This is a genomic window from Haladaptatus marinus, assembly GCF_051194195.1.
Genome location: NZ_JBLZNK010000006.1, coordinates 259,859 through 285,467 on the forward strand (window position 1 = coordinate 259,859; position 25,609 = coordinate 285,467).

The following is a 25,609-nucleotide window of genomic DNA, read 5'->3' on the forward strand; positions in this document are numbered from 1 at the left end:
CTGTTTTCGCTTCCGGGTATCAGTGTGGCCGCCGTCGAGCAGACCCGACCACCGAAACTTTTTCCACACTGTGAGGGCTTGTTCGCTTTATAACATGACTAGAGTTGTCGACATCCACTCGCATCTATGGGCGGAAGATTGGCTCCCAGAAAGGTTTTGGGACGCTTTCGTCGATATCGCCGTTCGCGAAAACGAGAAGAAAGGGAATTCGGTTGATCCGGAACGTATCCGCGAGTCGTACCTTCCAACATACTGGGATCCAACGGGGAATAAATTGCTTGAACGAATGGACGAGGCGGACATTGATCACCAAGTCGTGTTTGGGGTTGACTTCGGCCTAGCACTCGGTGAGCCAGACACTCCAATCCAAGAGGTCAATCGCCTTATGGCAGAGTTTCGTGACGATCACTCTGACCGCATTTCGACGTTCGCCACCATTGACCCGCGTCGTCCTGACGCGGCCAAGCATATCGAAACGGCACTCGGAGAGTGGAAAATGGACGGATTGAAACTCCATCCGACAGCCGGGTTTTACCACCACGACAAAGAGACTTATCGGTTACTGGAAGTGGCTCAGCGGCATGATGTGCCCGTCTTAACCGACACTGGACCCGTCTTTGCCCCATTATACAGTAAATACTCTCACCCGACGAATCTTGATGAGGTTCTAAGCGACTTCCCCGACTTACCCATTATCGCGGCACATATGTCGTTTGAGTGGTGGCGTGATCTTCTCGCAGTCGCCCGGTCGAAAGTTAACGCGCAACTCCATATCGATATCTCCGGTTGGCAAGAGCGGTGCAAAGAACGCCCCGACGAGTTCGCTACTGCGGTTCGGCAGCTGATGGACGCTGTCGGGGGGGATCGGATGCACTTTGGAACTGATGATCCAGCGTTTGATCCGGTTCATCCGAAAGAAGAGTGGCTTGAAAATATCCGTGGGCTAACTACTCGTGAGAAGGCGCCAAGATTCGAGAATGAGGAGATTGAACACTTGCTCGGGAAGAACACCGACCATCTCCTTGGGCTGGACGGTTAGCCGCTAAAGTAAGTCACCGTCAGATTGGGATTACCTTTCATCTCATCAGTATCGGAAAACGAATGGATCAAGGATGGTATTCTGACAATATTCGATTATACTCGCCCAGTGAAATATGGGTGCTGAATAGCGTAATTTCTCATTTGAGTGCAGCTATGCTGCAACTACAATATGGTAGGAAGTTCGAGCGCTACGTACAAAACTTATTTATGTTTGCAAAGTAAGGGTTTAGGCGGTACCATGCGAGAAGTAGACAACCCTGCGGCGATCCTAACGGTATCAAACCTCATGCATTGTTACATGCTGAGGATGGACGAACACGACCTCGATGGGGTTCTCGAACTACTCCACGAGGACTGTGCTATTGATTATGGTGAATTCGGGTTCTATGATGGACAAGACGAAGTCGAAGATTTCCTCGAAGGGTACATCGAGGGCGAAACCGGTATTCTCGACTCGTTCCATCTAGCTATCAACCCGTGGATAACTGTGGACGGTGACACCGCGACGGGTCGCTGGCACTTCCTCGACCTGGGCCACATTGAAGAAATGGGTGCGGCGTGGCTCGCCGGGTTTTATGAGGTCGAATTCGTGAAAAGTGATGATGAATGGTTTATCGAGAAGCTTACTTACGATTCAAAATACTTCTCGCCCTACGACGAGGGTTGGGTCGAGGAACCGATGGCTATCTAAAGGCCCCATTTAATAGCTACCTCCAATAAATACTTTTTAAATCCAATAGTTAATATATAATATTATTAATCAATAGTCATGAACCGACACCGGTAAGTCGTCCGTTCGATTTTATTACGATTGAAAATACTACCGCTATCCGAATACTTGTTGTCACTTGATTTTTATGATCTGGGCAACCAACGTTGGATCGAGATAACTGGCCGTTGCTCAAGTCGAACGGGAGACGAGTCCTGTTTACCAGTGCCAGACATACAGTACGTCTGTCCGCTACAATAATTTTCTTTGATTTTGAAAAATAGTATGAATATACCTAATCGAATTAATCAATGTGGCGGAACAGGGCAAAAGTTTATACTTAATGATTGCAATGAAAAATACGTATGAACTACAATTTCGATCTCGGTATCGAAGACCAGGAGTCGTTCATCGAACAGTCTCGGCATTTCAACGTCGGTGACCTAATGCGGAAAGCAGCGCGGATGTATGCTGACAACGTCGCAGTGAGCGAACCCGGGCGAGAGGTTACATACGCCGAGTTCAATGAACGAGTCAATGCGTTAGCTAATTCTCTTTTAGAGCGGGGGTATGAGAAGGGAAACGCTAGGATAGCTGTCCTCGCAGAGAATCGAGGCGAGTATATTGAACCATACTTTGCTGCCGCAAAAGTCGGTTTCCTCGTTCCCGCGCTTAACTGGCGACTTGAGGAGGGGGAATTAGTCCATTGTGCTAGCCTGGTCGAGCCCGATGCACTCATTGTCTCCGAACAATATGAAGAGAAAGCGAATTGGATCAGGGAGGGTCTTGACGATCCACCAGAAATCATCCATCTTGACGGGGGAGACTCAGGTATCGACTATGAAACGTTGATCGAAAAAGGCACGACCGATGAGCCGGCACCCGATTATCGAGTAGATCCTGAACAGGGTCTGGTAGTGCTATACACTTCTGGTACAACTGGTCTTCCAAAGGGTGTCGTCATTAGTCATCGAGCTTGGCTCGCTCGAGGCTACACATACACCATCGACTGGAATCTTCAGAAGGGTGATGGCTGGATTGCATGGGCACCGTTGTTCCACATCATCTCGGCGGACGCCCTCCCGGCGGTATTCTCCCTGGGTGGAACTTATTATCCGCCAAATGGATTCGATACCGAGCGTATCGTTGACATCCTCCTTGAGAAAGATAAGGGAGGAATCGGCTGGTTGTTTTTGCTCCCTGGCGTCATCAACCGATTCCTTGACTATCTGGAGGAGAACGACATTGATACCGAGGATATGCGAGAAATCCGGGAAATCGGGGCGTTAGTCGACCTTGTCGATCCGAAGAAGGTCAAGCGCGTAACCGAGAAGTTCGATATGCCATTTACGAACTCTTACGGAGCAACTGAGGACGCAAACGTACTCAGTGCCGGAAACAATATCGCTGTTGGAGTTCTGCCCGACGATGATGATCTCGCGAAAGTAGAATCCTCGTTCGTCGATCTGAAACTCATTGACGAAGACTGGAATGAGGTTGAAGGGCGAGGTGAACTTGCGGCTCGTGGTCCGACGCTGTGTAGTGGATATATAAACAATCCAGAGGCAAACGAGGAAGACTTCAAGGACGGATGGTTCCGAACCGGCGACATCTTTGTTTACAATGACGACGGTACCTATAGCTTCGTCAACCGGAGGAAGTACCTGATCAAGAGCGGAGGGGAGAACATCTATCCAGCAGAAATTGAGAAAGTTCTCCTTAGACACGAAGAAATTGAAGAGGCAACCGTTGTTCGTGTCTCCCACGAAAAGTGGGGGGAAGTGCCGAGAGCGATTATTAGCACGTTCAACCCCGATGAGGTTGACACCGATGAACTCATGGAGATGTTAAAGAAAGATATCGCGAACTACAAACTCCCACATTACATCAACACCGTCCATCCCGATGACTTCCCGCGGTCTGCAACTGGTAAGATCGTCCGTGAAGAGGTTGAAGACTGGGACGTTGACGAGGCCAATCGGGTTCGCGAAGTCTAAGCTAACTCCACTGCATTTTCATCCGCCGATCGAACATTAAAGGACGAGCGAAATTTTCAACACCATACTATTCAAAAATATGCTTCCTGAAATTGGTCATTAGACATTTTAGTACTAATCCGAATTCAAATGCTGAGTTGAATGGAGTAACGTTCAGAATCGGTGGTAGTCAGCGAGAAGTAACCCGGTTTGGACATATATCAAAAAATGACCAAAACCATTTAATCATTTGCCACCGAGTATATATCCGGATTAAAAATGAGCAAGTTAGTGGACGGTAAGGCAGCGGTAATTACTGGAGGTTCTCAAGGGATCGGCAAAGCGACGGCTCTCAGGTTCGCCGAAGAGGGTGCCGACATCGTAGTTGCTGATGTTAATGTTGAAGGCGGTCATGCCACTGTGAGTGAGATCGAAGACATGGGTGCTAATGCGGTTTTTGTTGAAACAGATGTTTCTCAAAAAGAGGACATCCAAAACATGATCACCACATGTATAGAAGCGTTTGATGGAATTGATGTACTGTTCAATAACGCAGGCATTGATGGGCCATTAGATAATATTGTTGATTATGACGAGGACGGTTTCGACAAAGTCATTGATGTGAATCTTAAAGGAGTATGGCTTGGATTGAAATATGGTATTGAGGCGATGCTAGAGTACGGTGGTGGTAGCATCATCAGCACGTCCTCGATTGGTGGGCAAGTTGCAGTACCCCAATACAGCGGGTATGGTGCCTCCAAGGCAGGTGTGAGCCTTATAACGAAGAGTGCAGCACTCGAATTCGCAACAGATGGAATACGAGCGAATGCTATTGCGCCCGGCCTCGTTGAAACACCGATGGTTAACAATATCATGAAAGAAAACCCAGAGATGGAAGAGCAATTCCGTGCGATGGAACCCATGGGAGGACTTGCCCAACCCGAAGAAATCGCAAACGCGGTATTGTTCTTGGGCTCAGACTTATCCTCTCGTGTAACGGGTCACACCCTCGCTGTCGAGGGTGGATTCCTCTCCCAATAATACACCAACGCGTTTGAATTGGATTCACGCGAGTGCAAAATAGGTTGATTAGATCCGAGAGATACCGAAAGGCGGCAACAAATGTTCAGTACGTGTTGACTCATATCCAATCGATAGGTGAAATGATCGGACTAAGTCGTCAAAAGGCTTTTATCGATTACCCGCACATTGAAATATGATTAGAGATGCCGAACGATCAGCCAGCCCAATCTGCACCAAAGCATCCTGAGTACAAAAAGTCGTTCCACTGGGATTTGGACTTCAGTCTCAACATCGGCGAGACGAATAAGCGGTTCTTTGATGGACTCGAAGAAAAACTTATTCTTGGAACCAAATGTCCGGAGTGTGGCGACGTGTTCGTACCGCCACGATCCGTCTGTGATGAGTGCTTCGTTGAAGCCGATGAATGGGTCGAAGTCGAACAGCGTGGAGTTCTCGAGAGCTACACGGTCTGTTTCTTTGAGTTTCGGAACATGCCCGAACCACCGTATATGACTGGTGTCATCCGGCTCGGGGAATCGGCTACCTGTCTACTGCATTTTCTCGACGACATCGAGTACGAAGATCCTCATGATCTCATCGGGAGCGTTGAGAAGGGTACGGCTGTCGAGCCAGTGTGGGCTAACGAGCGCAAAGGCGACATTAGAGATATCGAGTATTTCCGACCGATTGCATGATACGAAAGACGAATCTAGCCAATAAATGGAGTAAACTATGACTAATGTAGCGATAGCAGCCCACGCGGTAGAGGGTTTCCGGCAAGAGGTGAATATGTCTGCAAGAGAAATAACATCGGAGATTTCGATGCGAGCCTTCGATCGAGCTGGCATCACTCGCGATGACTTAGACGCACTCGTGCTGACCGACCAAGACGCCTTCGACGGAGCAGCCATTAGCAGCGGTATGAAGGTGACTCCCGCAGGCGGTTACGAGAAACCTGTGATGCGCATCCAGAACGGCGGTGGTGCTGGCATCCACCAAGCGGTAGCGAAGATTCGCGCGGGAAAGGCCGACGTCGTCTCGGTAGTGGCAGCTGATACAGTCCAAACAGAACACCGTATGGTGAGCCATATCAGTCAGGAACCGCTGTACGCCCGTCCTATCGGACAGGACCACCTCCAGTCATACGGTATTCTGACAAACGCTCACTTAGAGCGCCGTGATGTTACAGTCGATGACTTAGCCCGCACCGCCGCCAAAAACTATACCGCAGCCAGTGAGAACCCCACGGCCCACCGGCGTGAGCAGTACACGAAAGCTGACATCTGTGAATCCGACACAGTAGTCGGACCGCTCCGCGAACTCATGATTGGACCGGTATCATACGGCGCGGCCGTCCTCATCCTCGTGTCCGAGGAGAAAGCTGCCGAACTTAGTATCGATCCAGTGTGGCTCACCGGGATCGGGATCAATAGCAGTCAGTATGGCTACAGGGACTTCGATGAGCGACTTAACCAGCCAGCACTGCGAAGTGCGGCGAAGGCAGCCTACGAAGGTGCCGGTATCAAACCCTCCGACGTTGACGCAGCCGAAATTGCCGGACCCACTCCCTCCTTCGAATTGCTAGGTTACGAGGCACTCGGGTTCTGTGACAACGGTGACGGTGCGACGCTCCTTCGAAATGGCGTTACTGCACCAGACGGGGATCTCCCTGTCAATCTCTCGGGTGGTCCACTCGCAACGAACCCACCGAACGCTGGTGGTATCTATCGAACCATTGCGGCAGCACAAGCTATCAAGGACGTTGGCGCCGACCGGGTCGTTGTTGCGGACAACGACCTTCATCTGGGGGAACCGGGGCGGACAGATGCTGTTCTTGTCCTCGAAGGGGGTGCATCATGACCCGGGATGTCGCCGTCGTAGGAGTTGGCTATTCCGAACCTGACTCGTTCACCCACCATCTTAATGCAACGAGGTCCAAGGACGAACAGGCATACTCTGCTATCGATTCCGCGCTAAACCACGCAAACGTTGATCCTGAAGACGTCGACGCTACCATGTTCACAACTGTCGACGGATTTGAGGGCACTTTCCGCGTTGAACGAACGCTAGAGGTGCTTGGCATGGGTGACAATATTCCTGTGCTCAGCATCAATACCGGTGGGACGGCCGGTGGAAGCGGCGTCAAGGCAGCCTACGAGTACCTTGCTTCTGGAACGTACGACATCGCCGTAGTATATGGCTCACCGACGTTTGACTCGGTGCTGGAAGGCCAACAGGTGATGAACACGGCTGCGGAGCCACTGTTCGAGCGCAATTACATTACTGCCATCCAGATGGGTGCACTGCCTAGTTCGGCATATATGGACGCCTTTGGACCAACCGAGGAGGACTTCGCGAGAGTGGCCGCTCAGAACTACGAATCTGCCGCGCTAAATCCGTACGCTCACCGCAATGAGTCAAAGACCGTCGACGACATTCTCGATTCGCCCATTGTCGCATGGCCACTACACCGGTTGATGGTTTGTCCGGTCTCCTCGGGATCATCAGCCATAGTAATGGCAAGTGAGAATGTTGCACGAGACCTCGCAGATACGCCGGTTTGGGTCGACGCTATCAACAGCATCAGCAACACATTCTCCTCAGGCTATCGAACCTATGAGTGGTTCCCAAAGCTTCATACACTAGCCGACCGCGTGTACAACGAAGCTGGCATCAAGGATCCTCGTGAAGAACTGGATATCGCCGAGACATTCAATCCCTATATTCCGTTCGAGTTAATGGAGTACGAAGCCTTGGGGATCTGTGAGAAGGGCCAGGCGAAACACCTCGTCCGGGAGGGGGCAACTGCTCGGGATGGCGATATTCCATTCAACCCCTCTGGGGGAGTTCTATGTACGAACTCTGGTATCTGCGCGTCACTATCACGCCACGCCGAACTCGCACTCCAACTCATGGGTCAAGCAGGAGACCGACAGGTCGGCACCCCAAAACGTGGTCTGGCGCATTCATGGGGTGCGAATCTCGGCCAATTCCATCAGCTTGCCGTATTTTCGACAGACTGACCCTTCGATCTTTGCGCCTCCAAGTACCCTGATTTTCGTTGGGTAAACCATTGAAACCGACTTTTCGCTTGATGCCACCTACTACTGACACAAGGTATAAGCGACTGCTCCACTACCTTTTGAACAGTCCGGAGGAATTCCAGGATATGTCAACTATTGGTTTGGAAGATCGGCACAGCGAGCATCGTCAACGTGTCCGACAATTCGTCGAATCTGAAATCGAACCGGTCGTTGAGGAGTATGAGAATGAGGGTCAATTCCCGCTCGAACTCATCGATGAGCTCGGCGAAGCAGGCCTGTACGGCATTACTATTCCAAAGGAGTACGGAGGTGAGGGACTTGACTACCGATCATTTGTCATTACTGTCGAGGAATTGAGTCGCGTCTGGAAAATCCCGGCAGGTGTGGTGTCACTGTCCTGTGGCCTGGTCGGCCATACACTTGTTGAATTCGCTACTGAATGGCAGCGCGAGGAGTGGCTCACCGACATCTTTACTGAAAATCAAGTGACTGCTGTGTCACTTACGGAGCCACAGGCCGGAAGTGATGCAAACGCCCTAGAAACCACCGCAAGGCGCGACGGAGACGAATACATCCTCAACGGACACAAAGTCTGGACTTCCCACGGTGCGGTGGCTGATTTCGTCTTTGTCGTTGCCCGAACCGAGCAAACAGGAAGCCACGAGGACGTCAGTATCATTGCGATCCCGAACCCCCAGGAGAAGGAGGGGTTCAACATTGTCCGGGATATTCCGTGCATGGAGGGTGATGCCGTCGTCGAGAGCGAGATTGAATTCGATGATCTGCGAGTCCCCGTAGAGAATCTTGTCGGTGAAGAAGGCAATGGGTTCAAGTATATTATGGCGGCGCTGGACGTGGGTCGTATCGGCGTTGCGGCTCAGGGTGTGGGTATTACCCAAGGATCGTTAGACGCCAGTGCCGAGTTCGCTGATGAACGTGAACAGTTTGGCCAGCCTATCCGTGACTTTCAGGGTGTGTCATTCAAGCTAGCCGATATGAAGATGGACCTTGAGGCGGCACGTTTGCTCACCTATCAAGCCGCCGAACGTCGCGACCAGGACAAGCGAGTGAGCCAAGAAGCTGCAATAGCCAAGACGTTTGCAAGTGATGCCGCTATGGATGCCGCCACCGAGGCAGTTCAGATCCACGGATCACGAGGCTACTCGACGGACTATCCCGTCGAGCGTTATATGCGCGAGGCGAAGGGCGCCCAGATCTATGAGGGTACGAACGAGGTGAATCGGACGGTTATTGCTAATCACCTGTATAAGTAACAGACGATCTGAAGTACGATTATTGTCTCAGTAGGATTTAGTAATGAATCTATTCCTCTCCGGTGGTGGTGAAACCTACCGCTCCATCTGGTGGGGATCCAGCACCGCGTCACTGGCGTCCCCGGGAGCGCCTACTGCTAGTATGACTCCCCGCTCGTCACCGACGCATCGATGGCCGTGTGGTTCGTGGGGGCCAGCCGCATAGAACGTGCCTGGCCCAACGGTCTCGTAAGTCGGATCGTCCGGATCGCCGAGTTTCAGTGAAAATTGACCTTGGACGATGTAATATAGCTCCTCCTCTTCAGGGTGGGCATGGTATCCAATTTCGTCACCTGGTTCAAAGTACCAGAGCTTTGCCCCCACCTCGGTGAGACCCAATACTTCGTCCACAGGCCGGGTGCTCACGTCAGGTGTAACGTCATCGCGTTCGCTCAGGTCGACGAGAGGTACATCGTCGGTGTGGGCGACCCAGAGGGCGTCTTTGGGTGTCTGCTCATCGTTGAGAAAGTCCATATTTACTCCGTCCAGATTTCTTCGAGATTGTCATTATAGCGTGCATGATTGGTGATGTCGTCAGTATCCATGTCGTCGTACATCCCTTTGATTCTATGCATCTCAAATATGTCTAGTCCGCAGTTGGGGTAGTAGTCGATATCGTATGGTGACTGTAGCATACCCGTTTTGGGGTCTTGAGCAGATATCTCTATGTGCTAATCGTTGGACTAACCAAAAGAGCTAATTGAACACCCCTTATGATATCTATCACATGCGGAAGAGTAGCAATATGGAATTTGGTGTGATGCTGTCCGCGACGAGTAATTCGTATGGAATCCCGGACGAAGAACTCCCAGACGTCTTTGCGCGGAGCGCACAAGTCGCTGAAGAGAGTGGTTTCGACGTACTCGTCGCCGGAGATCACATCGTTTACCCAGGGGAGATACCGACCGACTACGAGTTCTCCAAGACAGGCAAACCACCTTTCGACACAACGACGAGCCTCTTCGATGTTTTTGAGGTGCTGTCACAACTGGCAGCAGTCACCGACGATATTATGCTGGGAACGAACGTGGTTGCAGCGCCATGCCGCCATCCGCTTGTACTGACAAAGAATATTTTCTCGTTGGACGTGCTCTCTGGCGGTCGGTTCGATTTCGGTGTCGCCCCCGGATGGCTTAAACCCGAATTTGACGCGCTTGATGTTCCCTTTGAGGAACGGGGTAAGCGAACCGACGAGTTCCTCGAAATTTTCGATCTCGCTCAGGAAGAGGGCGTTACGGACTATACCGGCGATTTCTACGAGTTTGACGAAGTCGGATTCTATCCTCAACCATCCGGTGACATTCCGGTCTGGATCGGTGGAAAATCTGGTGCGACGTTCCGTCGTATTGCCGAGTTCGGCGACGGATGGTCCACACTATGGGATCATCCTGATGATGTTGCCGCCGCGCGCGAGCGCATCATGAACGCTTGGAGGGACTACGACCGCGACGGAGAACCCGATATCGGTGTGCTACGCCCCGTTAACATTAATCCCGATGCCGACGATGATCGGCTGCTCCAAGGTTCTGCGTCGAACATCATTGCAGACATAGAGGCCTACCGCGAGGCTGGCACCACGCGTCTCATTGTTGACTTCTTCACTACCGATATCGACGAGCAGCTTGATCTGATGCAACAGTTTGGCGATGAAATTATCGAGGCATTCTGAGGTGAGTCATTCGCGGGTTGTCTCTTCGACATCTGCTTCGAAAACCGCATCATCGCGGACATTCGGGGCTCCGACCGCGAATATTTCCGTATCCTCGTGGGCGTGAATCTGCCGCCATGGGCCAGGGTCGACGACAACAAAGTCGCCCGAATTGATCTCGAATTCCTCCTCACCGACTTCCATTGTCGCGCGCCCTTTCACAACGAAGAATAACTCTTCCTGCTCTTTCTGTGTATGACGGCGGACTGTGTTCCCAGCATCATAGTAGAAGTAATTGAATCGCATTTCTTCGGGACGGGACTCGCCGCGCTCACGGAGTTCATAGCCGAGCATTCGAACAGCTGGTTCCTCATCGGTTCGGGTCCTGTCTGGCGCTTCATCGAGATTGATCTTCGAATACATCCTCGTTTCAGGAATGGCCGCGAGATAGTATAAAAGGTCCGGGTATTGTTGGATCTATCGGTAATGTTAAACAGGTGCCACCCGAGTTATTATCTATTATGTCGGAACACGACAGAGAGGTCATCGATATCTGGTGTAATCTATTTACCGAGGAAGGGATGAAACGTTACTACAACTCCCAGGCTCAGCGGATCGCTGCCCGTATATTCGGAAAAGATGATATGTATGACCCGAATAACGGAATGACACCGGACGAGTTCATTGAGAGAATGGATCGCAACGGTGTCGACCAGGTATTCATCCCCGCGCTGAAGTTCGGCGATCCCAATGGCGGGATGCAGATCGACGTGCCCCATGAGATGGTCGCTGAGGTCACTAAGCAGTATCCTGATCGCATTCGAGGTATGGCCGGTATCAACCCTCGTGAGGGAATGGACGGCGTCGCGTGCCTCGAAGAATACGTTGAGGACCACGATTTCGTTGCTGGCCTGCTCGAGCCATATGGGTGGGACTTGCCACTCAATCATCGTCGTTACTATCCCTTTTACGCAAAGTGCGCTGAACTCGGCGTCCCCGTTGTAATGCAAGTCGGTCATTCAGCAATGAAGATGCCGAGTAAGCACGGTAAACCTCTCTTGGTCGACGACTTGGCACTCGATTTTCCTGAACTCGATATTGTCGCCTGCCACACTGGTTGGCCTTGGTCGAAAGAACTCGAGGCACTGGCATGGAAGCATTCCAATGTTTATCTCGGTGCGACGGCACACGCTCCAAAGTATTGGGAAGAAAACGTGGTGAACTTCATCAAATCGCGTGGCCGCAACAAGGCAGTCTTCGGGACAGATTTCCCAGTCTTGGAGTACGAAGAAACGCTTAATCAGATTGATGACCTCGATTTTGATCCCGAAATCGAGCGGAAACTTCTGTCTAAGAACGCACGTGACCTTTTTGGCGTCTAAGCCCTCAATCGCGAAGGATGCGATCATCTGTGAGATATATTGAGTTCGATAATATTCGATGCCTTGAGAAGCAAATCGGGCAGTATTTTGTCGAAACGCTCGCCACTCATCCGCTTAACTGGCCCACCGATAGTGACGGCACCCTGTATCTCGCCGCGGCTAACGATCGGCGCTGAAATTGCTTTAACCCCTTCAACGAGTTCGCCTGAATCGATTGCGTATCCGCGCTCGCGGATATTCATTAACTCATTATCAAGCTCACTCCGGTCTGTGATCGATTTACTGGTAAGTTGGGGGAGACCATGTTCTACGATAATCTCGTCGATCCGCTCCTCGTTGAGATGTGCGAGTATCGCTTTCCCCGGTGCATTCGAGGTCAGCGGTACGCGGATTCCGGCATATGCACCAAGGTTTACGGCAACGTCGCCCTTCTCGATGCAGAGGAGGACACCATCGCCGTTTTCCTCGATCATAAGGCTCGCGTGCTCGCCGGTCTCCTCGGCTAATTCCTTTACTTGTGGCCGACCGACTTCGTACAGCTGACGTTGTTGTCGTGTTTGTTCCCCGTATTCAAGAAATCGAATCCCAACCCGATACTCGTTCCCATCCCTGACGAGCATTCCCATCGATTCGAGCGTTTTGAGATGGTCGTGGAGCGTGCTCTGGGCCATCCCAAGATGGTCAACGAGTTCCGTAAATCTGGCTCCCTCCAGTTCAAGGATTGCTTCGATAACGTTGAACACGGTGTGAGCAGTTTTGACGGGACCTTCTTTGGTCATACACAGTTAATTTATGATAATAGCAAATAAATCATCCGGTCATTCCGGATTTTGGACGCTCGTCTGTCCTTACTTTACGCTTGATAGTGATATGTGATGATCGTATATTATTATAAATTCTCCGCTGATAGAACGCTGTGAATCCGGTATTACCGAAAGTCGAGGATCTCCGGTTGTTCTGCATGAATTCGACTATAGAGCACGCTCATTTCGATCTTTGTCGACATCTGATCTCACGCAACTTCCATAGCATTCCATCATTCGACCAACTATTACATGATTAGTTTTGTAATGGATGGGTCTCTTTGGAAACGAAGCCCTCTCGGTTTACTCATAATATATTTCGGTATTACCGAAGTCTTTCGCTTGCTAATACTGCCGGGTTAGCAGTACTGATCTAAGAAATATTTCTATTTGACATCTTTACCACCTTGCTCTTGGATGGTTTGTATTGTAGATTTCTCTCTCTGGGCTCGGCATTGCCGAAGTTGCTTGGGTAATTCTATCAACTGAATAAAGAAAGGGGTTTTCAGAGATCATTGGCAGATACTGGAGTGTTCATAGTAGATAGATTTACATGCATGATGCTGATACCTGTATATGAAACTCGTATGACTACCTCGGAGTACAATATTCGCGGCAGTACAGCAGTAGTAACCGGCTCGTCATCCGGTATTGGACGCGCAATCGGTGAACGATTCGCTAAGAACGGTATAAACGTCGTTATTTGCTCACGGTCAAAGGAGCACGTTGACCCCGTCGCCGACGCGATCAATGACGGGAACTACGAGGGTGAAGCGTTGCCCATCGAGTGCGACGTGACCAACTATGGTGCCATCGAAGATCTCGTGGAGACGACAACTAAAACATTCGGACCGATCGATATCCTCGTGAACAACGCAGGCGCGAGCTTCAGGTCTCCGTTCGAGGACATCAGTAAAAACGGCTGGCAAACTATTGTCGACATTAATCTCCACGGTGCATTTAATTGCTCGCAGGTTGTTGGCCAACAGATGCGTAATGGCGATGGGGGTACTATAATCAATATCTCGAGCGTTGCAGCACGAGACGGTGCTCCGGAGATGGCCCACTACGCTGCCGCCAAGTCCGGTATGAACAACTTTACTCGAACAGTCGCCTATGAGTGGGCAAAATATGGTATCCACGTAAACGGCATCATGCCTGGACTTGTAGCCACCGAGGGATTAAAGAGTCAGATGGGTATCAGTGCCGAAGATATCGACGAAGAGGAAGTCGACCGTCAAATTGGCACCCCTGCAGAAATCGCCTCCGTTGCGCAGTTCCTCGCTAGCCCAGCCGCCCGGTATATTCTTGGCCAGACAATCGCTGTCGAAGGTGTCCCACGTATCGCCCGTACGCGCCACCACGAGAACTGACGAGTGTCAGTTCTGGGGTTTGACCTTGAATCCGTACCGCGGAACGCCCTCTTGCGCATATATTCGTCTGATTGTCATCTCCACTCCGTCGCCGACAGTAACGTCGTCAGGGTCGGTCTCGACAAACATTGCTGGAATACTCGCGGAGTCGCCCTCTGGGCTGTCGAAAGCAACTATACCGGTCACATAAGCACCAGAGCGTCCTTGTAATTCCGAGAATTCAGGGGGCGCCCCTCCTTGCGAAATAACGGATACAGCCTCTACGACACCTGTCCGATCAAGCCGAACGGGAGCATACTCTGCAAGTTTGTGGCAGTAGCTACAGGCTCCTCTCGGCGGTAGGTTCAATTCACCGCAAACCGAGCACCGGCCGGCCTCCAAACGGTACCGCTGGGCGGACGAGCGGTGCCATGTGGGGATACTGACGTACCCGCCGCCGCCTTCCGGTTTTCTTTTGCTTAGTTCGCCCTGCTGGCGGAGGTATTCATCATATTCGAGATCGGAGGTACCACCGAGATCAATGATGGTCGGAACGGTGTCATGTACCGCGATAGTCACTGCTTCCGCTGTTGCCTCGCTCCCGACCGCGATACCCAAGATATCGCTGATTCCATCGGCAAGAGCGCACGCGAGACTCAGTGGGACACTTGCAACCCCGGTATCACCGATGTTGTGAACCGTTGTATACTGAGCGAGGTTTTCGTTCGAGACAGGGAGCGCATCAGTGATCCGATAAGGGAGTCGGCCATTCGTTGCTTGGACTGCAGCGGCACCGATGGTTTCCGGATCGTAGGTGAGTTGATCGAGTGCGCCGGTCACGACGGTTCGGAACGCATCCCGGTCGAAAGCTGTGATGCCGAGGCCCTCGGTAACCTGGGCACCGCGCCGGCGGAATCGTGTGCCGGACGATGGCTCCGAGTAAGACGCCCAATCGGTTACTTTGGCCGGTGCGCCTACGGTCAGAACGAAGGCAGTCGCTCCTGCTCCGGCCCCCTGTTCAATCGCCGTGTCAGGGTTCCCGCGTGGGGCATCGCTGGCGACGACGAGCGCAGTCCCATCGTCGACGGCCCGCAGGCCAGCTTTGAGTGCGACCAAGCCGGCTGCGATGGATCCGGTGTGTAATTCCAGTTCGGAGTCATCTGGCAGCGCCAGCATTTCTCCGAGATGGGGCAGCAGTGTCTCTTCTGCGAGAGGCGGGTTTGTCGTCGCGAATATGAGGGTGGTCACATCATCTGGGTTCGTTCCAGTCGCGTTGAGCGCCCGCTGTGCAGCCTCATAACCCATAGTCAGGACGTCTTCGTCGGCAGCCGGGACTGCAGTCGCCTCGATGCCTGGAGCGTTGACATTACCCCAAGTCTCAGCAATTTCGTCTGTCGAAAGTCTGCTGGTGGGTGCGTAGACACCGACGCCTGCGATGCCAACACTCATGCTGCCCCCTCCTTCTCGAAGATATGGACGACGGCAGCTCCGCCGCTGCCACCGATATTGTGTGTCAGGGCAATTTGGGAGTTTTCGACCTGGCGCTCACCCGCGCGGCCGTGCAGTTGTTCGAATACTTCTACAACTTGACTGGCACCAGTCGCGCCGATGGGGTGCCCCTTTGATTTGAGGCCCCCTGAGGTGTTAACCGGGAGTTCGCCGTCGAGCTTGGTTGCACCTCGCTCGGCGAACACACCGCCTTCACCGCGCTCACAGAATCCGAGGTCTTCGTAGGCAACGATCTCTGCTATTGAAAAACAGTCGTGAACCTCGGCAAAATCAATGTCATCAGGGCCCATCCCTGCGTCCTCATACGCCTGGTTCACCGCTGTCTCGGAGGCAGGAATTGCGGTATAGGAATTGCGTTCAAACAGTCCTACACCATCGCTTGCTGCGCCCACGCCTGCGATTCGGATCGGATCATCGTCGTACTCGTCGATGACCTCTTCGCTGGCTACTAGGACCACAGCGGCACCGTCCGACATCGGACAGCAGTGGTAAAGCGTCAGCGGATCGGCCACCGTTGGCGCGGACTCGGCGTCCTCGAGTGAACATTCGTGGCCGAGATGGGCATGAGGGTTTTTCGCGCCGTTTTCATGGCTCTTTACAGCGACGTGTGAGAGTTGTTCGCGGGTTGTACCGTATTCAGCCATGTGAGCGCTGGCAATCTGAGCGAATACGCCCGAGAAAGTGGTCCCGGCCATCCTCTCCCACTCCATCTCGCCGCTGACGCCTAGCCAGTAGCGGACTCGATCGTCACCAAGGTCGTTCATAACCTCAGTCCCACCGGCCAAGACAACGTCGGCCATGCCGCTTTTTACGGCCTGGACGGCCTGCCGGACACCATAGCCACTCGCCGCACACGCATTCTCGATTCGAACCGAGGGAATGGCATGCAGTCCTACGTGTTCGGTTGCTGCTGGTCCTGGCAGTCCAATTTGTCGTCCGCCGATGCTCAGGTTACCTACGTATGCTTCGTCAACGTTGACAGGGTCGAATTCTTTTGAGACACTCTCGCAGGCGTTTTCGAACGCCGTCCGAAAGAGCGATAGATAGCTCTTGTCGGGAAAAGCCCCGAAGTCACTCTGACCCGCTCCAATGAGATATGCATCGCGCATCGCCCACTATTTTCGCCTCCAGTGGCATAAGTTGTCACCCTCCCACACCACCGGTTCGAATACTCGATGGATTTTTGTACTCGGTCGGTCGAATACATTCTATCGATGTTTGAGCTGACAGACGAACAGACGATGGTTCTCTCTGCACTTGAGGACATCGCCCGCGATGAGTTCGCCGACAAGGCGTTCAAATGGGATGGAGAACCGCCCTGGGAAAACGTAGAACTGCTGGCCAAGCAAGGGTTCTTAGGTATTAACTTCGATGAGCAGTACGGTGGAGGTGGCATGAGCGAGTTCGAGGCAATGCTTACTATCGAAGCTGTCGGTGCTGTTTGTCCTGACACTGCGGAGTTCATTTACAATCAACAGATGGTAGCACCGCGCGCAATCGAGATGTTTGGGACTGAAGATGCGAAAGATCAGTACCTGCCGGCAGTCCTTGACGGTGAATCATTCATCGCTATCGCCATCTCCGAACCCGAGGCAGGCTCCGATGTTGGTTCGATGCAAACGGAGGTCAGCGACGATCTCGTTCTGAATGGCGAGAAAATCTGGGTAAGCAATGTAACACATGCAGACGCTGTCGTCGTCTGGGTAAAGTTCCCTGAAGGCTTGGGATCGGTTGTCGTAGAGTTCGACTGGGACGGCGTTGAGATCCAAGAACACTACACTAATATGCACGGTGGGACTCAGAGCCAACTTCGGTTTGAAGACGTCGACGTTGCCGAGGAGAACGTACTCACCCGTGGGAAGGATGCGTTCACTGAACAGCTGAAGGCGCTCAACTGGGAGCGGTTGGGGTGTGCGACACTCGCCAATTCATTTGCGCGAAACGCCCTCGAGAAGGCGCTCGACTATGCCCAGCAACGCGAGCAGTTTGGCCAACCAATCGGCGACTTCCAGGGCATCGAATGGAAGCTTGCGGATATGCTGACCCAGTTGGAAGCGTCCCGGATGCTAACCTATCGTGCGGCGCTTAACGCCCACGAGCAAGGGCGTATCCCGGATCGGCTCGAAACGTCGCTTGCAAAACTTCACTCTACGGAACGGGCCGAACACATCGTTAGCGAGTCGTTGCAGATTCACGGTGCGAACGGCTATCAACAGGGCCACCCTCTTGAGTACCTCTACCGGATGACCCGTGGTCGTCGCCTTGCAGCGGGTACGGACGAGATACAGAAGAACCAGATTGCGGCTGTCATCAAGAAACACGGGTTGCCGGACCTCGTCTAACTTTCTTTCGACTGAAATCGATTTAACTGAAATCTCGGTCGAACTCCGGCTCGCGCTTTTCGCGGAAGGCCGCAACTGCCTCTTTGTGTTCGGGGTCCGTGATGCAGTCCCACTGGTATTCTATCGCCCGCTGGGCGTGGTCCTCGAAGGATTCGTCGCCGTTGAGCAAACGATTTGTCAGCCGGACGGCCTGTGCCGGCATATCTTTGATTTCCGCGGCGATATCGCGAGCCGCGATAAGAGCGTTGTCAGCTATCTCGACAGCTAGTCCCATCTCCACAGCCGCTTCGGGCGAGATGTCTCGACCAGTCAATAGGTACTCACGGGCCTTCGCCTCCCCGATGAGTCTCGGAAGTAGCCACGCGCCGCCATCGCCAGGGACGAGGCCGATCTTGACAAAGCCTTCCCGGAGGACGGCATCAGAACCGACGACACGGAGATCGCAAGCCAACGCCATGTCACAGCCTGCGCCGATGGCCGGACCACCGACCGCAGCGACCGTCGGCTTTGCAGATTCCCGGAGATTCCGAACAACATCTTGGACGCCGTCGAGAAAGGATGCGTAGTCCTCTTTTGATTGTTCGGCCCAGTCAGGCATCGTATTGACGTCCGCCCCAGCGCAGAATCCATTATCGGCACCGGTGAGAACGGCGACGTACGCGGTCTCGTTCTCGTGAAACTGTTCTAGAGCGTCGTTCAACTCTTCGATGGTCCGCTCGGTGAACGCATTATGTACATCCGGTCGATCGATCATCACCGTCGCAATGCCGTTGTCAACGTCGTAGGTTATCTCGTCGTACATCTTATTGACCACTCCATTCTGGCTCACGATCTTCAAGAAACGCGTCTATTCCCTCGTCTTTGTCCTCTGTGGCGAACAGCTGGACAAACAGTTGCGTCTCGAACTCGATGCCCTCGTCGAGATCCATGTTCGAACTCGCCGTGATGGCCTGTTTGGCATACTCTAATGCTACTGGGCTATGCCCGACGATACTTCCGACGAGATCGGCGACCGTCTCGTCTAAGTCATCGCTTACGACGTCCACCAAGCCAAGGGAATGTGCCTCTTCCGCACCGACAGGATCACCAGTAAGGATGAGCCGCATGGCCTGTCCCTCACCGACTAGCCGCGGGAGTCGCTGGGTGCCACCCCCACCTGGAATAAGTCCGAGACCGACCTCGGGAAAACCGAGACTGGTATCTTGAGCCGCCACCCGAATGTCGCAGGCTAACGCAAGTTCTAGACCGCCGCCAAAAGCATAGCCGTTGATCCGGGCGATGACCGGCAGCGAAAAGTTAGCGATGACATCGTAAACCTTCCGCCGTTGGCTCATATGGCGCTGCTCTAGCACGTCACGCTCCCGCAGATCGCTAATATCTGCCCCCGAGACGAATAAACGAGATTCGTCGGATCCCGTGAGGACGACGGCGCGGATCTCGGAATCTTCGAGCGCATCAAATACAGCTTTGAAATCCGAACGGAGCTGTTCGTTCATCGCGTTCCTCGCCTCTGGACGGTCGATGACGAATGTCACCGCGTGTTCAACTGGCTTATCGAAATGAAGACTAATCGTTTCACTATCAGCTGCCACCTCTCGTGGATCCATGGTCGTTTCACACCTGCACCCGGGAGATAAAGAAAGTATCTCCGCGAGTGACCCTAAAACTCGGCAGTACCCGCCTCTGACTGGTGCGTGTCGTTAAGTACTGGCCATCGGCAATCGCAATCCCTATTCATCAATTTCTGATGGCTTAGATAGTGTTGAGTCCGACTAGAAAATGTCAGCCATGCCTTATCCTCCGGTGCCTATTTGTACTGGAAAACACATTTAATACGCGATGCAGACCTACGAGGACTACGGAGACTTTTGTCTCAAATGGGAAAACCAGAAAGACTGGCTCTTGCCGAACGTACTGGAACACCACGCTGAAACACTGGGCGAGCAGACCTTTCTACAATGGGAAACGACCGATAAAACCGTCAGCTTCGCTGAAACCAACCGAATCGTTAATCGGCTCGCCCACGGCCTCGCCGAGGCCGGTATTAAGAAGGGCGATCATGTCCTTCTTATGTTACCGAATTCACTGGAGTATCTCTATCTCTGGTTCGCGCTCAGTAAAATTGGCGCTGTCGAGGTTCCTATAAATACGAGTTATAAGGAGGGGACTCTCACACACGTCGCGAACCTAGTGGAGGCAGAGTTCGGTGTATTTCATGAGTCGTTCGTCGATCGACTTCTTCAAATCGAAGATGCCCTCGACCACCTCGAATCCGTTGCTGTCTTCGGTGAGAATGAAAACATCGTTGAGCGATCAGACTCTGGGCTATCTTTCTCGACCTACGAGTCGCTAATCTCCGATGACGACTCGAATCCGACTGTCGACCTTCACTTCACGGATATCGCGTCGCTAATCATGACTTCCGGGACGACAGGGCCGTCGAAGGCGATTCAAAAGAGCTACTCTCATCAGTACTTCTTCGCGGAGCAGTGTCGAAACCTCGTTCAGCTGACCGACGAAGACATCTACATGACAGGTAATCCTCTGTTCCACAGCAACGCACAGGTGCTGGCAGTCTTCCCGTCGCTTATCGCCGGTGCGAAGATTTGCTTGTTTGAAAAGTTCAGCGCCTCTAACTGGGTGGACCGACTCAACGAGACGGGCGCGACGGTGTGTAATTTCCTCGGGTCGATGATGGACTTTGTCTACCAGCAACCTGAGCGTGATATCGATGATGACAACGACCTTCGGTGTCTCTTCGCCGCGCCAACCGCCTATGGCATCAAGGACGAATTCGAGAAGCGATACGGAATCGAGTACATCTCGGAGGTCATCGGGACGACCGAAACCTGCATGCCCGTACTTGCACCCTATGGAGTCGAGCGACCTGAGGGCGCTGCTGGATTGTTGCTCGACGAGTACTTTGATGTGAAACTGGTTGACCCCCAAACCGACTTTCCCGTTGAAACGGGGAAGATGGGCGAATACGCCATCCGGCCAACTATCAGCTCTATCATCACGTCTGGATACTACGGGATGCCAGAAAAAACGGTCGAAGCGGTGCGAAACTGTTGGTTCCACACCGGTGATGGATTGCGATGCGACGAAGACGGCTGGTTCTACTTTGTCGACCGCATGGGTGACACTATCCGTCGCCGCGGAGAGAACATTTCCTCTTACGAGGTTGAAAAGCCCATCCTCGAACACCCAGCGGTTCAGGAGGCGGCCGTTGTCGGTGTCGAAGCCGAAGAGGAGGGTGGTGAGGATGAGGTCAAGGCGTTTATTGTCTTTGAAGAGGAAGAGTCTGCAACCCCCGAACAATTCACTAAGTGGTGTAACGATCGGATGCCGTATTTCATGGTACCACGGTTCTTCGAGTTCGTTAGCGAACTTCCCAAGACCGAAAACGAGAAGATTCAAAAGAAGAAGCTCCGCGACCGTGACAATGATGCGGCGTGGGATCGCCGAGAGTCAGATGTCACTGTCACAAAAGGATGATGAAAATCAGCTCGCCTACCATTTATATAATCGAGGGGTGTACCCGTAGAACATGACACGGACGAATATAGAGGGTACGGAACTGCCCAGCGGTGAGTTCACCGTAGAAGACTGGAAGGCCTATCTCTGGGCGGACGCGACCCGTAACGATGAGGATACTTTTCGTTACGATGAAGCCGCCCAAGTGGCCGGTGAGCCGAGACAGCTCGTTCCATTCTCGATGTGTCAGCATATCGTTGTCGAGGCAACCGGTGGCATTGAGGAGACAATGGGCCGGCTTGCGGACGACTGGACCAGTGGTGCAGCACTCGGTCAGTTACGGGCTGAGTTCCACGCTCCTCTGGAGACTGGTCAGCCACTCCAAGTCAGCGGTTACATCAGTAATGTCGACAAAAAAGAAGGAAGCACGGGTCCGCTGACTATCGTCACCCAAGTCTATGAGGTGACAATGTCTGATGGCGCCCCTGTGTTCGACATGGAAGCCGACATGGTGCTCATGGGTGAGGAATAATGCTATACGAGGAATTATCTCCGGGTGATGAATTGCCGCCACGGACAGTTGAGGATCTGCTTGGGTCGGATATGAAGTTGTTAGCTGCCATTCTTCAGGACCCCTATCCACCACACTACGATGCGCGTCGCGCAGAGGAGATGGACTATCCTGGGTTGTTAAACCAAGGGCCTGCTAATCTCTCGTATCTCCTTCAGAGTATCGTCCCCATTCTTGACTCCCCATCTGATTTGCGATCGTTTGACGTCCGTTTCCAAGATATGGTATTTGAGGATGAGACGGTTACTACTGCAGCGACAGTGGCTGACAAGTGGATTGAAAATAGCGACGGTCACGTCGAGTTTGAGGTCGAACTTTGCAGAGAAGATGATGTCATCGTTGGCGGCACTGTGACTGCGCGGGTCCCTCGGAAGTAACTCCAGTTTGAGGAGGAGGTGCTCGTATTATCGCTATTGCGTATAATCAAGACGACATCCACGTCCACGAACGAATGGAGATGCTCTGTGAAACCTGATTGATCGTGTATTAATGATATTGGACATAGGTACATAGAAGACCCTCTGACATTCGACCCATTAGTGCGATTTTGGCTACTTCTCGTACACTCGGCAGACCCCCTAAGCAGTCGCGATGGTTTCGCCGGATTCCACTCCCCGAAGGATCCCATCGACCACTGCCGTCGAAGAGCCCATCCGAACGACATCGCCAACCGCTTCGAAGTCTTCGTCTGCACCGACGAGGAAGTTGACGTTAAGGTTCACCGTGGGACCACTGTTCACCTCGGTGGTAGCCGCTGTCCCCATCAATGCAAATCCCATGACGGTATCAAGCATAGCACAGACGATGCCACCGTGGAGTGATCCTTCCATACCGGGGTTCACCCACTGTTCTTGGTGTGGAAACAGCATATACAGGGTGCCGTCTTCGAATGAGCGGAACTGTGGGGACAGTTCATCGATGAACGAGTGACCCTCGGCAAGTTTTCGTAACTGTCCCAGTGGATCATCAGCGCTCAGGTCAAATCCCTTCTGTTGGTCTCTATCGGACTCATCGGTCATATCGCTTCGAGTACTATCTTTAGCTCGACATGGTAAGTCTCTTCGGGAAATATCAGGATTTACACGAATGCACGTAGATTGACTACGGGGCAAATGTTTTAACGACTGCCAGAAACGGATTAAGTATGGCAGTGAGAGTAATCGGTATCATCGGTGCCGGTACAATGGGTAACGGTATCGCACAACTTGCCGCCCAGAATGGGTTCGATGTCGTCATGCGTGATATTGAAGACGATCTTGTTCAAGACGGACTCGATACCATCGAGCGTAACCTCCAAGAGGCGGAGGAGCGCGACATCATTGACGAGGCCGACGTGGTCTTCGAGCGCATCACTGGAACGACGGAATTGAAAGATGTCACGGAAAATGCATCGTTCATCATCGAAGCTGTTAGCGAGGACATGGATCTCAAGCAGGAGATATTCAAAGAACTGGACACCGAGGCGAACTCAGATGTTGTGCTTGGATCAAATACATCGTCGCTGTCGATAACCGAGATTGCCAGCGTCACCGACAATCCCGAACGTGTGCTCGGCACCCATTTCTTCAATCCTCCAGTGAAGATGAAACTGGTCGAACTCATTACCGGCCATAATACTAGCAGCGAGACGGTGGAACAAGCCGAGAAGCTTGCAACCGACTTCGGACGAGAAAGCATAGTTGTCGACGACTTCCCCGGATTTGCTACCTCTCGACTCGGCCTCGTGCTGGGGATGGAAGCAGCGCGAATGGTACAAGAAGGTGTTGCGTCTCCTGAAGATATCGACACAGCGATGGAGCTGGGATACAACCACCCGATGGGGCCACTGAAACTTGGCGACTACAACGGATGGGATACCCGCGTCAAGGTCGGCGAGTACCTTGCTGAGGAACTAGGTAGCGAGGTGTACCGTCCCCCGCAGATCGTAAAAAAGATGGTTCGAGCCGGTGACTACGGTGTTAAGACTGGAGAGGGATTCTATAACTGGGACGAAGAAAAGTAATATCACGGTGCCTCGAGAAGGCCAACTTCACGATGCGCTCTCATTCGGGCGCCGCAATGTCTACTACAGCGTTGATAGACATGTCCTTCCAGACCAGCGATCGTGCTGTGGGGGTCACTAGTACGTCATGGTGAGAAGGCTCACTTGTTTATTGGATCATATCCGCTCTTAGCTCTTTGAAACCAGACAAAGGTCACTCCATGTCTCGCCGTCGTAGTCTGCTGTGTAAATAAATCGCAGTTGAATATGGTCGATCCGCCAACGCCCGTCGATACGACGATACTCATCGTCGTATCGGCCAAGGCGCCAGGCGCCGGTACCGTCAGTGAACGTTATCGGACTGTTCACGTACCATGCTCCAGTCGCCTCGTCGCCATCGATTTCGATGAGCGGATTCGCTAGCAGGTGTGCCGAACCTAGGAGTTGGTTCTCGACGAACTCGTTGATGAATCTATCGAGGCCGTCCCGCCCCTTGTAGACACCCATTGCACCAAAGTCGAGGACCGGATCGTCTGTGAACAACGTGCGAAACTCGTTCCAGTCGCGCTCGTCGATAGCATAGCAGTACTTCGCACGTATTTCACGCAATTCCAAGTGCGACACTATTCGGTCTAGCCGGACTTTCTTTGACATACGCTTAAACATGGTAATCGACAGATTAACTTTTCGGGAGTTTGGGGACACTAGCCGAAGCCGAAATGAGATCTACCAAGATTCAAGCGAAATGCCTTCGCCTCAATAAAATTCTCGTGGGTTCTTCGTCTACACTTATACTGACATAATCAATCAAACGTCCTAATATCATATCATCAAAATTTGAAAAACCTTCCAAGTGTTATCTTTAATCTACGACTTTGTTCAAACTATTGTTGGTTAATTGCCAGTTACCCCATACCTATGGTAAGCTACGTTGTTAGCGAGAGTCCTTATTTTGAACTCACGGGGGCGATATATTCCGATTTAATACGGTCACCTTCTCGCCATTGGAAATAGTAATATTTATTATCGTTAATTGTTTTCGTCACGATCGATGCTTTCGTCGGGATCCCCTTTTCAGAAATCGTACTCCAGTCCGCGACATCACCCGGGATCCCTTCCGCTTGTGCTTTAGCAGCGAGTTCGTTAACCGTCGCCCGTTCTCTCTGATGTCTGTCAGCGGTTGTTGTACGGTCGGTTTCGGCCTGTGCAGCACGATATACACGAAGCTCTTGTGCGTAGTCCGCAACCGCTCGTAACGTCTCACTGTCTTGTTTCTGCAAGCCTTCGACGATATACTTGGGCAGCCGATCAGAGGGTTGAGGCATAGGTAGTTCCGTCATCCGTGTCGATTTCCTTAACCAACCCTATGTTACAAGAGATATAAATTTGTTGGTTAACTATTGAGATAGCTACGTACCAAAGGCACTGTCTAGATAAG

General features: G+C 52.3%; 27 protein-coding genes. 16 read left to right on the plus strand and 11 right to left on the minus strand.

The window, feature by feature from the left end:
- Window positions 1-94 precede the first annotated feature (94 nt).
- The 8 genes from ACN2TU_RS21230 (at window position 95) to ACN2TU_RS21265 (ending at window position 9,067) form a co-directional block, all read left to right on the plus strand.
- Window positions 95-1,039: an amidohydrolase family protein gene (locus ACN2TU_RS21230; RefSeq protein ID WP_435158239.1), complete on the plus strand. Its 945-nt coding sequence runs from the start codon at window positions 95-97 to the stop codon at window positions 1,037-1,039.
- 240 nt (window positions 1,040-1,279) lie between these two features.
- Window positions 1,280-1,732 (plus strand): nuclear transport factor 2 family protein, encoded by a 453-nt coding sequence (locus tag ACN2TU_RS21235; protein ID WP_435158240.1) that lies wholly within the window; start codon window positions 1,280-1,282, stop codon window positions 1,730-1,732.
- 383 nt (window positions 1,733-2,115) lie between these two features.
- Complete coding sequence (locus ACN2TU_RS21240; RefSeq protein WP_435158241.1) at window positions 2,116-3,747, plus strand: class I adenylate-forming enzyme family protein; 1,632 nt, start codon at window positions 2,116-2,118, stop codon at window positions 3,745-3,747.
- Between the two features lie 258 nt (window positions 3,748-4,005).
- Entirely contained in the window at window positions 4,006-4,767 is a 762-nt protein-coding gene (locus tag ACN2TU_RS21245) for an SDR family NAD(P)-dependent oxidoreductase (protein ID WP_435158242.1), read from the plus strand.
- Between the two features lie 185 nt (window positions 4,768-4,952).
- Window positions 4,953-5,444 (plus strand): Zn-ribbon domain-containing OB-fold protein, encoded by a 492-nt coding sequence (locus ACN2TU_RS21250; protein WP_435158243.1) that lies wholly within the window; start codon window positions 4,953-4,955, stop codon window positions 5,442-5,444.
- A 127-nt stretch (window positions 5,445-5,571) separates the two neighbouring features.
- Window positions 5,572-6,609: a thiolase family protein gene (locus ACN2TU_RS21255; RefSeq protein WP_435158244.1), complete on the plus strand. Its 1,038-nt coding sequence runs from the start codon at window positions 5,572-5,574 to the stop codon at window positions 6,607-6,609.
- On the plus strand, window positions 6,606-7,772 hold the full coding sequence (locus ACN2TU_RS21260) for a thiolase family protein (protein ID WP_435158246.1): 1,167 nt from the start codon (window positions 6,606-6,608) through the stop codon (window positions 7,770-7,772). The genes ACN2TU_RS21255 and ACN2TU_RS21260 overlap by 4 nt, the downstream gene beginning before the upstream one ends.
- Before the next feature lie 146 nt (window positions 7,773-7,918).
- A complete protein-coding gene (locus ACN2TU_RS21265; protein ID WP_435158247.1) occupies window positions 7,919-9,067 on the plus strand; it encodes an acyl-CoA dehydrogenase family protein in 1,149 nt (382 codons plus the stop codon).
- Window positions 9,068-9,142: 75 nt separating this feature from the next.
- On the opposite strand, the gene ACN2TU_RS21270 is transcribed toward ACN2TU_RS21265, so the two are convergent.
- Window positions 9,143-9,580 carry a cupin domain-containing protein gene (locus ACN2TU_RS21270; RefSeq protein ID WP_435158249.1) on the minus strand — a complete coding sequence of 146 codons (438 nt, stop codon included), beginning with the start codon at window positions 9,578-9,580 and terminating at the stop codon, window positions 9,143-9,145.
- Between the two features lie 2 nt (window positions 9,581-9,582).
- Window positions 9,583-9,741, minus strand: a complete 159-nt coding sequence (locus ACN2TU_RS21275; RefSeq protein WP_435158250.1) for a hypothetical protein — start codon at window positions 9,739-9,741, stop codon at window positions 9,583-9,585.
- 110 nt (window positions 9,742-9,851) lie between these two features.
- Here ACN2TU_RS21275 and ACN2TU_RS21280 point away from each other — a divergent pair, with 110 nt between their 5' ends.
- A complete protein-coding gene (locus ACN2TU_RS21280) occupies window positions 9,852-10,775 on the plus strand; it encodes a TIGR03619 family F420-dependent LLM class oxidoreductase (protein ID WP_435158251.1) in 924 nt (307 codons plus the stop codon).
- A 6-nt stretch (window positions 10,776-10,781) separates the two neighbouring features.
- On the opposite strand, the gene ACN2TU_RS21285 is transcribed toward ACN2TU_RS21280, so the two are convergent.
- Complete coding sequence (locus ACN2TU_RS21285) at window positions 10,782-11,177, minus strand: cupin domain-containing protein (RefSeq protein WP_435158253.1); 396 nt, start codon at window positions 11,175-11,177, stop codon at window positions 10,782-10,784.
- A gap of 98 nt (window positions 11,178-11,275) precedes the next feature.
- Here ACN2TU_RS21285 and ACN2TU_RS21290 point away from each other — a divergent pair, with 98 nt between their 5' ends.
- Window positions 11,276-12,136 (plus strand): amidohydrolase family protein, encoded by an 861-nt coding sequence (locus ACN2TU_RS21290; protein WP_435158254.1) that lies wholly within the window; start codon window positions 11,276-11,278, stop codon window positions 12,134-12,136.
- Between the two features lie 23 nt (window positions 12,137-12,159).
- Here ACN2TU_RS21290 and ACN2TU_RS21295 read toward each other — a convergent pair whose 3' ends face one another.
- Entirely contained in the window at window positions 12,160-12,915 is a 756-nt protein-coding gene (locus tag ACN2TU_RS21295; RefSeq protein ID WP_435158255.1) for an IclR family transcriptional regulator, read from the minus strand.
- A 611-nt stretch (window positions 12,916-13,526) separates the two neighbouring features.
- On the opposite strand from ACN2TU_RS21295, the gene ACN2TU_RS21300 reads away from it, so the two are divergent.
- Window positions 13,527-14,312 (plus strand): SDR family NAD(P)-dependent oxidoreductase, encoded by a 786-nt coding sequence (locus tag ACN2TU_RS21300; RefSeq protein WP_435158256.1) that lies wholly within the window; start codon window positions 13,527-13,529, stop codon window positions 14,310-14,312.
- A gap of 6 nt (window positions 14,313-14,318) precedes the next feature.
- Here the strand turns inward: ACN2TU_RS21300 and ACN2TU_RS21305 are convergent, their stop codons facing one another.
- Together ACN2TU_RS21305 and ACN2TU_RS21310 are read right to left on the minus strand one after the other, a co-directional pair.
- Window positions 14,319-15,740 (minus strand): zinc ribbon domain-containing protein, encoded by a 1,422-nt coding sequence (locus ACN2TU_RS21305; protein WP_435158258.1) that lies wholly within the window; start codon window positions 15,738-15,740, stop codon window positions 14,319-14,321.
- Window positions 15,737-16,909 carry a thiolase domain-containing protein gene (locus ACN2TU_RS21310; RefSeq protein ID WP_435158259.1) on the minus strand — a complete coding sequence of 391 codons (1,173 nt, stop codon included), beginning with the start codon at window positions 16,907-16,909 and terminating at the stop codon, window positions 15,737-15,739. Before ACN2TU_RS21310 ends, ACN2TU_RS21305 begins: the two co-directional genes overlap by 4 nt.
- A gap of 105 nt (window positions 16,910-17,014) precedes the next feature.
- Here ACN2TU_RS21310 and ACN2TU_RS21315 point away from each other — a divergent pair, with 105 nt between their 5' ends.
- Window positions 17,015-18,142 carry an acyl-CoA dehydrogenase family protein gene (locus tag ACN2TU_RS21315; protein ID WP_435158261.1) on the plus strand — a complete coding sequence of 376 codons (1,128 nt, stop codon included), beginning with the start codon at window positions 17,015-17,017 and terminating at the stop codon, window positions 18,140-18,142.
- 22 nt (window positions 18,143-18,164) lie between these two features.
- Here ACN2TU_RS21315 and ACN2TU_RS21320 read toward each other — a convergent pair whose 3' ends face one another.
- Both ACN2TU_RS21320 and ACN2TU_RS21325 read right to left on the minus strand, forming a co-directional pair.
- A complete protein-coding gene (locus ACN2TU_RS21320; RefSeq protein ID WP_435158263.1) occupies window positions 18,165-18,944 on the minus strand; it encodes an enoyl-CoA hydratase/isomerase family protein in 780 nt (259 codons plus the stop codon).
- Between the two features lies 1 nt (window position 18,945).
- Window positions 18,946-19,749, minus strand: coding sequence for an enoyl-CoA hydratase/isomerase family protein (locus ACN2TU_RS21325; RefSeq protein ID WP_435158265.1), 804 nt, complete (start codon window positions 19,747-19,749; stop codon window positions 18,946-18,948).
- Between the two features lie 232 nt (window positions 19,750-19,981).
- Between ACN2TU_RS21325 and ACN2TU_RS21330 the strand changes: the two genes are divergently transcribed.
- Genes ACN2TU_RS21330 through ACN2TU_RS21340 form a run of 3 tightly spaced genes read left to right on the plus strand, consistent with a single transcriptional unit; the run spans window position 19,982 to window position 22,567 of the window.
- Window positions 19,982-21,640: an AMP-binding protein gene (locus ACN2TU_RS21330; RefSeq protein ID WP_435158267.1), complete on the plus strand. Its 1,659-nt coding sequence runs from the start codon at window positions 19,982-19,984 to the stop codon at window positions 21,638-21,640.
- A 52-nt stretch (window positions 21,641-21,692) separates the two neighbouring features.
- On the plus strand, window positions 21,693-22,151 hold the full coding sequence (locus ACN2TU_RS21335) for an FAS1-like dehydratase domain-containing protein (RefSeq protein WP_435158268.1): 459 nt from the start codon (window positions 21,693-21,695) through the stop codon (window positions 22,149-22,151).
- Entirely contained in the window at window positions 22,151-22,567 is a 417-nt protein-coding gene (locus ACN2TU_RS21340) for a MaoC family dehydratase (protein WP_435158270.1), read from the plus strand. Before ACN2TU_RS21335 ends, ACN2TU_RS21340 begins: the two co-directional genes overlap by 1 nt.
- 201 nt (window positions 22,568-22,768) lie before the next feature.
- On the opposite strand, the gene ACN2TU_RS21345 is transcribed toward ACN2TU_RS21340, so the two are convergent.
- Entirely contained in the window at window positions 22,769-23,209 is a 441-nt protein-coding gene (locus ACN2TU_RS21345) for a PaaI family thioesterase (protein WP_435158271.1), read from the minus strand.
- Between the two features lie 125 nt (window positions 23,210-23,334).
- Here ACN2TU_RS21345 and ACN2TU_RS21350 point away from each other — a divergent pair, with 125 nt between their 5' ends.
- Window positions 23,335-24,192, plus strand: a complete 858-nt coding sequence (locus ACN2TU_RS21350; RefSeq protein ID WP_435158272.1) for a 3-hydroxyacyl-CoA dehydrogenase family protein — start codon at window positions 23,335-23,337, stop codon at window positions 24,190-24,192.
- 168 nt (window positions 24,193-24,360) lie between these two features.
- Here the strand turns inward: ACN2TU_RS21350 and ACN2TU_RS21355 are convergent, their stop codons facing one another.
- Together ACN2TU_RS21355 and ACN2TU_RS21360 are read right to left on the minus strand one after the other, a co-directional pair.
- The gene (locus ACN2TU_RS21355; RefSeq protein WP_435158274.1) at window positions 24,361-24,825 is read right to left on the minus strand and encodes a nuclear transport factor 2 family protein; all 465 of its coding nucleotides are present in this window, start codon (window positions 24,823-24,825) and stop codon (window positions 24,361-24,363) included.
- 293 nt (window positions 24,826-25,118) lie between these two features.
- Window positions 25,119-25,511, minus strand: a complete 393-nt coding sequence (locus ACN2TU_RS21360) for a DUF6788 family protein (protein ID WP_435158276.1) — start codon at window positions 25,509-25,511, stop codon at window positions 25,119-25,121.
- Between the last annotated feature and the right edge of the window lie 98 nt (window positions 25,512-25,609).

Coding starts and splice junctions, on each gene's coding strand:
- ACN2TU_RS21230 (WP_435158239.1), top strand. CDS start 95: ATGACTAGAGTTGTCGACATCCACTCGCATCTATGGGCGGAAGATTGG.
- ACN2TU_RS21235 (WP_435158240.1), top strand. CDS start 1,280: ATGCGAGAAGTAGACAACCCTGCGGCGATCCTAACGGTATCAAACCTC.
- ACN2TU_RS21240 (WP_435158241.1), top strand. CDS start 2,116: ATGAACTACAATTTCGATCTCGGTATCGAAGACCAGGAGTCGTTCATC.
- ACN2TU_RS21245 (WP_435158242.1), top strand. CDS start 4,006: ATGAGCAAGTTAGTGGACGGTAAGGCAGCGGTAATTACTGGAGGTTCT.
- ACN2TU_RS21250 (WP_435158243.1), top strand. CDS start 4,953: ATGCCGAACGATCAGCCAGCCCAATCTGCACCAAAGCATCCTGAGTAC.
- ACN2TU_RS21255 (WP_435158244.1), top strand. CDS start 5,572: ATGCGAGCCTTCGATCGAGCTGGCATCACTCGCGATGACTTAGACGCA.
- ACN2TU_RS21260 (WP_435158246.1), top strand. CDS start 6,606: ATGACCCGGGATGTCGCCGTCGTAGGAGTTGGCTATTCCGAACCTGAC.
- ACN2TU_RS21265 (WP_435158247.1), top strand. CDS start 7,919: ATGTCAACTATTGGTTTGGAAGATCGGCACAGCGAGCATCGTCAACGT.
- ACN2TU_RS21270 (WP_435158249.1), bottom strand. CDS start 9,580: ATGGACTTTCTCAACGATGAGCAGACACCCAAAGACGCCCTCTGGGTC.
- ACN2TU_RS21275 (WP_435158250.1), bottom strand. CDS start 9,741: ATGCTACAGTCACCATACGATATCGACTACTACCCCAACTGCGGACTA.
- ACN2TU_RS21280 (WP_435158251.1), top strand. CDS start 9,852: ATGGAATTTGGTGTGATGCTGTCCGCGACGAGTAATTCGTATGGAATC.
- ACN2TU_RS21285 (WP_435158253.1), bottom strand. CDS start 11,177: ATGTATTCGAAGATCAATCTCGATGAAGCGCCAGACAGGACCCGAACC.
- ACN2TU_RS21290 (WP_435158254.1), top strand. CDS start 11,276: ATGTCGGAACACGACAGAGAGGTCATCGATATCTGGTGTAATCTATTT.
- ACN2TU_RS21295 (WP_435158255.1), bottom strand. CDS start 12,915: ATGACCAAAGAAGGTCCCGTCAAAACTGCTCACACCGTGTTCAACGTT.
- ACN2TU_RS21300 (WP_435158256.1), top strand. CDS start 13,527: ATGACTACCTCGGAGTACAATATTCGCGGCAGTACAGCAGTAGTAACC.
- ACN2TU_RS21305 (WP_435158258.1), bottom strand. CDS start 15,740: ATGAGTGTTGGCATCGCAGGCGTCGGTGTCTACGCACCCACCAGCAGA.
- ACN2TU_RS21310 (WP_435158259.1), bottom strand. CDS start 16,909: ATGCGCGATGCATATCTCATTGGAGCGGGTCAGAGTGACTTCGGGGCT.
- ACN2TU_RS21315 (WP_435158261.1), top strand. CDS start 17,015: ATGTTTGAGCTGACAGACGAACAGACGATGGTTCTCTCTGCACTTGAG.
- ACN2TU_RS21320 (WP_435158263.1), bottom strand. CDS start 18,944: ATGTACGACGAGATAACCTACGACGTTGACAACGGCATTGCGACGGTG.
- ACN2TU_RS21325 (WP_435158265.1), bottom strand. CDS start 19,749: ATGGATCCACGAGAGGTGGCAGCTGATAGTGAAACGATTAGTCTTCAT.
- ACN2TU_RS21330 (WP_435158267.1), top strand. CDS start 19,982: ATGCAGACCTACGAGGACTACGGAGACTTTTGTCTCAAATGGGAAAAC.
- ACN2TU_RS21335 (WP_435158268.1), top strand. CDS start 21,693: ATGACACGGACGAATATAGAGGGTACGGAACTGCCCAGCGGTGAGTTC.
- ACN2TU_RS21340 (WP_435158270.1), top strand. CDS start 22,151: ATGCTATACGAGGAATTATCTCCGGGTGATGAATTGCCGCCACGGACA.
- ACN2TU_RS21345 (WP_435158271.1), bottom strand. CDS start 23,209: ATGACCGATGAGTCCGATAGAGACCAACAGAAGGGATTTGACCTGAGC.
- ACN2TU_RS21350 (WP_435158272.1), top strand. CDS start 23,335: ATGGCAGTGAGAGTAATCGGTATCATCGGTGCCGGTACAATGGGTAAC.
- ACN2TU_RS21355 (WP_435158274.1), bottom strand. CDS start 24,825: ATGTCAAAGAAAGTCCGGCTAGACCGAATAGTGTCGCACTTGGAATTG.
- ACN2TU_RS21360 (WP_435158276.1), bottom strand. CDS start 25,511: ATGACGGAACTACCTATGCCTCAACCCTCTGATCGGCTGCCCAAGTAT.